7 protein-coding genes are annotated in these 6,184 nt (G+C 70.5%); 3 read left to right on the plus strand and 4 right to left on the minus strand.

All coding sequences use genetic code 11. The features are described from left to right. Position 1 precedes the first annotated feature (1 nt). A complete protein-coding gene (locus HEQ75_RS13925) occupies positions 2-493 on the minus strand; it encodes a YqhA family protein (RefSeq protein ID WP_168031520.1) in 492 nt (163 codons plus the stop codon). 66 nt (positions 494-559) lie between these two features. Here HEQ75_RS13925 and HEQ75_RS13930 point away from each other — a divergent pair, with 66 nt between their 5' ends. The 3 genes from HEQ75_RS13930 to HEQ75_RS13940 all read left to right on the plus strand — a co-directional run bounded on the left by HEQ75_RS13930 (position 560) and on the right by HEQ75_RS13940 (position 3,227). Further along, positions 560-910, plus strand: a complete 351-nt coding sequence (locus HEQ75_RS13930) for a RidA family protein (protein WP_168031522.1) — start codon at positions 560-562, stop codon at positions 908-910. Positions 911-1,041: 131 nt separating this feature from the next. Beyond that, positions 1,042-2,028, plus strand: a complete 987-nt coding sequence (locus tag HEQ75_RS13935; RefSeq protein ID WP_168031524.1) for an NAD-dependent epimerase/dehydratase family protein — start codon at positions 1,042-1,044, stop codon at positions 2,026-2,028. Between the two features lie 41 nt (positions 2,029-2,069). After that, entirely contained in the window at positions 2,070-3,227 is a 1,158-nt protein-coding gene (locus tag HEQ75_RS13940) for a DegT/DnrJ/EryC1/StrS family aminotransferase (protein ID WP_168031526.1), read from the plus strand. Between the two features lie 47 nt (positions 3,228-3,274). On the opposite strand, the gene HEQ75_RS13945 is transcribed toward HEQ75_RS13940, so the two are convergent. The 3 genes from HEQ75_RS13945 to HEQ75_RS27860 form a co-directional block, all read right to left on the minus strand. Then, positions 3,275-4,567 carry a homoserine dehydrogenase gene (locus HEQ75_RS13945; protein WP_168031528.1) on the minus strand — a complete coding sequence of 431 codons (1,293 nt, stop codon included), beginning with the start codon at positions 4,565-4,567 and terminating at the stop codon, positions 3,275-3,277. A gap of 22 nt (positions 4,568-4,589) precedes the next feature. Beyond that, entirely contained in the window at positions 4,590-5,813 is a 1,224-nt protein-coding gene (locus HEQ75_RS13950; RefSeq protein WP_168031530.1) for an LL-diaminopimelate aminotransferase, read from the minus strand. A 48-nt stretch (positions 5,814-5,861) separates the two neighbouring features. Continuing rightward, on the minus strand, positions 5,862-6,184 hold a 323-nt coding region (locus HEQ75_RS27860; protein WP_209318539.1), incomplete at its 5' end, for a hypothetical protein.

A 6,184-nucleotide genomic window follows, 5' to 3' on the forward strand; every position in this document is an offset into this window, starting at 1 on the left:
CTCACGCCCTCTTCGTCAGCCGGTCCAGCACGCCCAGCGCCACGGCGCCGGCCACGAACATGCCATGGATGGCCAAGCCCCAGGCCACCTGCCGGTCCTCGTAATTCTGCACCTCCATGAAGATCTGCAGCAGGTGGATGGAGGAGATGGCGATCAGCGCCGAGGCCAGCTTGATCTTCAGGTTTCCGGCATCGACCTTGGCCGCCCGGCCGCCACCCTCCGGCTCCTCCGACCGGTCGAGGCGGGAGACGAGGCTATCGTAGGAGGAGATGGCGACGGTGACGACCAGGGAAGCCACCAGCGCCGCGTCCAGCAGGTGCAACAGGTCCAGCAATTGCTGCGTGTCCCGCCCGGCCAGGGAATTCGAGGCGAAGCTCCACAGTTTCTTCAGGAATCCCACGGCATAGGCCGCCAGGGCCACGGCCATGCCAAGGAAGAACACCACCAGCAGCCAACGGCTGGCCAGGACGGCTTTGTCGATCAGGGCCTGCATGTCACCCTCCGCGCAGGCCCCGGTCATGCCCGGTGCCGCGTCGGTTTGGAAGGGGAAGGATCGCGCATGATCACGCGGATGGCGGAGGAACAGCGGCTTTCGGGCGCGGTGGCGGGGGGCGGCCTGGTGTGGCTGGCCGGCCAGGTGGCGGATGACGCCAGCCTGGATGCGGAAGGCCAGACGGCGGATATCCTGGCGCAGATCGACGCATTGCTGGCGGAAGCCGGCACCGACAAGCGGGCGCTGCTGAGCGTGACCGTGGTGCTGGCCGATATCCGGGACGCCCCGGCGATGAACCGCGCCTGGGATGCCTGGATGGACCCCGCCGCCAAGCCGGCGCGCATGACCATCCAGGCCGCTCTGGTCGATCCGCGCTGGAAGGTGGAGATCACCGGGGTGGCGCTGGCGCCGGGCTGAACGCTTCATTCGCCGGGTCCCGCGACGGTCGATTTTCACCATTCGCCATCGCGGGGCCTGGACGGGGCCGCCGGACTGCCGCAATCCGGCGCGACAACGCCACAGACGGCTCGGGACTGGGACGCAGGAAGATGGATGGCTGGCGCGGCAAGCGCGTTTTGGTGACCGGCGGCGCCGGCTTCCTGGGCAGCGGGCTGTGCCACGCCCTGGCGGCGGAGGGGGCGCGCGTCGTCGCCCTCGATGCGATGGAGCCGGATGGCGGCGCCAATCCGCTCAACCTCGAAGGCAGCAACGTGATGCTGGTGCGCGGCGATATCCGCGACGCCGAGCTGCATAGCCTGTGCAACGGCATTGACGTGCTGTTCAACATGGCGGCGCAGACCAGCCACATGGGCGGCCAACGCGACCCGGTCTCCGACATCGCCATCAACGCGGTGGCGCAGGTGCGGCTGATCGGCGTGATGCGCGAAGCGGCGCCGAAGGCGACCGTGGTGCACGCCTCCACCCGGCAATTCTACGGCCGCCCGCAATACCTGCCGGTGGATGAGAAGCACACGGTGAACCCGCCGGATGCCAACGGCGTCTCCAAATGGGCGGGGGAGCAGTACTGGCTGCTGGAAAGCCGGGTGCATCACCGGCCGGTTGTCTCCCTGCGCCTGACCAATTGCTACGGCCCGCGGCTGCGCATCAAGGATGCCAAGCAGACCTTCCTCGGCATCTGGATCCGCCGGGTGCTGGAGGGCGAGCCCTTCGAGGTGTGGGGCGGGGAGCAGCTGCGCGACCTGACCTATCTGGACGACGTGACGGACGCCTTCCTGCGCGCCGGGCTGCAGGCGGCGCGGCCGGAGGTGAATGGCCGTGTCTTCAACCTGGGCGGCCCGCCACCGCTGTCCCTGAAGGAGCTGGCGGAGCGGCTGATCGCCGCCAATGGCGGCCAGGGCAGCTATGTGAACAAGACCTTCCCCGCCGACCGGGCGCAGATCGACATCGGCAGCTACGCCGCCGACGACCGCGCCTTCCGCGCCGCCACCGGCTGGTGGCCGCGGGTGGATGTGGATGAAGGGCTGCGACGCTCACTGGACTGGTATCGCCCGCGACTCGCCGAATATATCGCCTGACACGCGCCAGAGAATTGTTTGCCTGAGCAGGAGGCATGTCCATGAACGCCACCACCATCACCGTGCCCCAGGCCGACCCGGGCGCCGGCTACCGCGCCCAGAAGGCCGAGATCGACGCCGCCGTGGCGCGCGCCCTGTCCTCCGGCTGGTACATCCTGGGCCAGGAAGGCGCGAGCTTCGAGAAGGAGTTCGCCGCCTGGCAGGGCGCGGGTCGCGCCCCCGGCGCGCGGGACATGCGCGCCGTGGGCTGCGCCAATGGCACGGATGCGCTGATGCTGACGCTGCGCGGCATGGGCATCGGCGCCGGCTGCACCGTGGTCACCGTCTCCCACACTGCCGTGGCCACCGTCGCCGCGATCGAGATGGTGGGTGCGACGCCGCTGCTGGTCGATATCGACCCGGATACCTTCACCATGGATGCGGAGGAGCTGGTGGCGGTGCTGGCGGACCCGCCGCCGGGCCTGCCGCCGATCCGCGCCATCATCCCGGTGCATCTCTACGGCCAGGCCTGCGACATGGACCCGATGCTGGCCGCCTGCCGCGAACACGGCGTGATGGTGATCGAAGATTGCAGCCAGGCGCATGGCGCGACGCTGGGCGGCCGCAAGGTGGGCACCATGGGCGATGCTGCCTGCTTCTCGCTGTACCCGACCAAGAACCTGGGTGCGCTGGGCGATGCCGGGGTGATGAGCACGGAAGACGCGGCGCTGGCCGACCGCATCGGCGCCATCCGGCAATATGGCTGGAAGGAACGCTACATCAGCGACGGCGTCGGCGTGAACAGCCGGCTGGACGAGGTGCAGGCGGCGATCCTGCGGGTGCGGCTGCCGCTGCTGGACGCGGCCAATGCCCGGCGCGGCCAGGTGGCCGCGGCCTATGACGCGGCGCTGACCCAGGGCGGGCGCATCGCCCCGCCGGCGCGGCGGATCGATGCCGGCCATGTCTTCCACCAATATGTGCTGCGGGTGCCGGATCGGGCGGCGCTGATGGCGCGGCTGCGGGCGGAGGGCATCGCCAGCGCCATCCACTACCCGGCACCGGTGCATCTGCAGCCGGCCTATCGCGGCCGCACCCCGCTGGGCCCGGCCGGCTGCGCCGAGACCGCCCGCGCCGTGGGCGAGGTGATGAGCCTGCCGATGTTCCCCGAGCTGACGGACCAGCAGGTGGAACATGTCTGCGGCGTGCTGCGCCGGCTGTAGCCCCCTCGCCCCGGCCCACTCCCCGGGGGGGAGTGGGCCATGCAGGTCTACAGGGTTTCAATCCGGATCATCGCCGGCTTTTCCAGCACCGCTTCCAGCGCCTCGATCCGCGCGATGGCCGCCAGCATCTGCGATTCCTGGCAATCATGGGTGGTCACCACCACCGGCACCGCCTCGCCGGGCGCACGGCCGCGTTGCAGCATGCTCTCCAGGCTGATGGCGTGGTCGCGCAGCGCGGCGGTCACGTCGGCGATGACGCCGGGGCGGTCCAGCACCATCAGCCGCAGGTAGTAGGCACCCACCCGGCTGTCCATCGGGACGGAGGGCGCCTGCGAGAGGTCGCGCCCGGCCACGCCCCAGACCGGCGTGGCCCGGCCGCGGGCGATGTCGATCAGGTCCGCGGCGATGGCGCTCGCCGTCGGGCCGGCGCCGGCGCCGCGGCCTTCCAGCACCACCCGGCCGACGAAATCGCCTTCCGCCACCACGGCATTGAACACGCCGTCGACGCGCGCGATGGGATGCGCCACCGGCACCATGCAGGGATGCATCCGCGCCTCGATCCCCGCTTCGGTGCGCCGGGCGATGCCGAGCAGCTTGATGCGGTAGCCGAGTTCCTCGGCCAGCCGGATGTCGAGGGCGGAGACGCTGCGGATGCCTTCCACATGCACGGCGGCAAAATCCACCGGCCGGCCGAAGGCCAGCGCCGCCAGAATGGCCAGCTTGTGCGCGGCATCGATGCCGTCCACGTCGAAGGCCGGGTCGGCCTCCGCATAGCCCAGCTTCTGCGCCTCGCTCAGCGCCTGGGCGAATTCGATCCCGCGCTCCCGCATCTGCGTCAGGATGTAGTTGCAGGTGCCGTTCAGGATGCCCATCACGCGGCTGATGTCGTTCGCCGCCAGGCCTTCCCGCAGCGCCTTGATGGCGGGGATCCCGCCGGCCACCGCGGCCTCGTAGGACAAGACGACGCCCTTGGCCTCGGCCAGTTGCGCCAGCGCCGCGCCGTGCACCGCGAGCAGCGCCTTGTTGGCGGTGACCACGGGCTTGCCGGCGGCAAGCGCCGCGCGCACGAGGTCGGCAGCCTGGCCCTCGGTGCCGCCGATCGCCTCCACCACCACATCCACATGCGGGTCGTGGGCCAGCGCCACCGGGTCGTCGTACCAGCGCAGCCCGGCGATGGAGACGCCGCGGTCGCGGTTGCGGTCGCGCGCGGAAACGGCGGTGACGGCGATGGGCCGGCCGGCGCGGGCCGCGATGGTCGCCGCATTGTCGCGCAGCAGCGTCAACAGGCCGGCGCCGACCGTGCCGAGGCCGGCGACCGCGACGGAAAGCGGCTTGGTCATGTGCGAGATTCCAATCAAGCGATCAGGCCGCGTCGGGGGTCTCGATGGGGACCTCGACGGGGCCGGCATTGTCGGCGGTGAGGAAGCTGCGGATGCCGCGCATCGCCTGGCGGATGCGCTGGCTGTTCTCCACCAGGGCGATGCGGACATGGCCGTCGCCATGCTCGCCGAAGCCGATGCCGGGGGCGACCGCGACCTTTGCCTTGGCCAGCAGCAGCTTGGAGAAATCGACGCTGCCCAGGTGGCGGAAGCGATCGGGGATCGGTGCCCAGAGGAACATGGAACCGTCCGGAGAGGGCACCTTCCAGCCGGCCGAGGCCAGGCCCTTCACCATCACGTCGCGGCGTTCGCGGTAGAGTTCGCGCATCTCCGCCACGCAGTCCTGCGGGCCGTTCAGCGCCGCGGCGGCGGCGATCTGGATGGGGGCGAAGGCGCCGTAGTCCAGGTAGGACTTCACCCGCGTCAGCGCCGAGATCAGCCGCGGATTGCCGGCGGCGAAGCCCATGCGCCAGCCGGGCATGTTGTAGGTCTTGGACATGGAGGTGAATTCCACCGCCACATCCTTCGCCCCCGGCACTTCCAGGATGGAAGGCGGCACCAGCGTGCCGAAATAGATCTCGGAATAGGCCAGATCCGAGAGAATGAAGATCTCATGCTTGCGGGCGAAATCGACGATCTGCCGGTAGAAATACAGATCCGCCAGCATCGCCGTGGGATTCGACGGAAAATTCACGATCAGCGCGGTCGGCTTCGGCACGGAATGGCGCACGGCGCGGTCCAGCGCCGCCAGCATCTCGTCATCCGGGGTGCAGGGGATGGAGCGAACCGAAGCGCCGGCCAGCACGAAGCCGAACTGGTGGATGGGATAGGACGGGTTGGGCACCAGGATGGTGTCGCCCGGGCTGGTGATGGCGGCAGCCAGATTGGCCAGGCCTTCCTTGCTGCCCAGCGTCGCCACCACCTCCGTCTCCGGGTCCAGCTTCACGTTGAAGCGGCGGGCATAATAGCCGGCCAGCGCCTTGCGCAGGCCGGGGATGCCCTTGGAGGCGGAGTAGCGATGGGTGCGCGGGTCGGCCACCGCTTCGACCAGCTTGGCCACGATATGCGGCGGCGTCGGGCTGTCCGGGTTGCCCATGCCGAGATCCACGATGTCCTCGGCGGCTGCGCGGGCCTTGGCCTTGGCCGAGTTCACCTCGGCGAAGACATAGGGCGGCAGGCGCCGGATGCGGTGGAACTCCTCGGTCATCTTCGTACGGGTCCGTGGGTGGTCGGTTGGCCAGGATAGCGGAAGGGTTCAGTCCGCGCGAGGCGCAAGCAGGTCGGCGGGGGGCGGCGCCGGGGGGGCCAGCAGGTCCGGCGTCGGTGCCGCCGGCGGGCCGGAAAGCGGCGGCGGCGCAGCCTGGGAGGCGGCAAGCGGCGTGGCTGGAGCGGCAGCAGGCGGGGCAGCAGCAGGCGGAGCGGCCGGCGGCCTTGCGGCGGCGGGTTCGGCCGGCGGCAGCGGGCGTGGCTCGGCCATCAGCGCGCCCCCCACCCCCACCACCCTCCCCTCCCCCCCCGACAGCGCCCCGGCCCCATTGCCCACCACCCGCGCCACCTTCAGCCGCGCCGCCACGGCCT

The organism is Falsiroseomonas selenitidurans (assembly GCF_012103215.1).
In the GTDB taxonomy this organism is placed as follows: Bacteria; Pseudomonadota; Alphaproteobacteria; order Acetobacterales; family Acetobacteraceae; genus Falsiroseomonas; species Falsiroseomonas selenitidurans.

Excerpts from the sequence above, each read along its gene's own strand:
- HEQ75_RS13940 (WP_168031526.1), top strand. The coding sequence starts at position 2,070 with ATGAACGCCACCACCATCACCGTGCCCCAGGCCGACCCGGGCGCCGGC.
- HEQ75_RS13950 (WP_168031530.1), bottom strand. The coding sequence starts at position 5,813 with ATGACCGAGGAGTTCCACCGCATCCGGCGCCTGCCGCCCTATGTCTTC.
- HEQ75_RS13945 (WP_168031528.1), bottom strand. The coding sequence starts at position 4,567 with ATGACCAAGCCGCTTTCCGTCGCGGTCGCCGGCCTCGGCACGGTCGGC.
- HEQ75_RS13925 (WP_168031520.1), bottom strand. The coding sequence starts at position 493 with ATGCAGGCCCTGATCGACAAAGCCGTCCTGGCCAGCCGTTGGCTGCTG.
- HEQ75_RS13930 (WP_168031522.1), top strand. The coding sequence starts at position 560 with ATGATCACGCGGATGGCGGAGGAACAGCGGCTTTCGGGCGCGGTGGCG.
- HEQ75_RS13935 (WP_168031524.1), top strand. The coding sequence starts at position 1,042 with ATGGATGGCTGGCGCGGCAAGCGCGTTTTGGTGACCGGCGGCGCCGGC.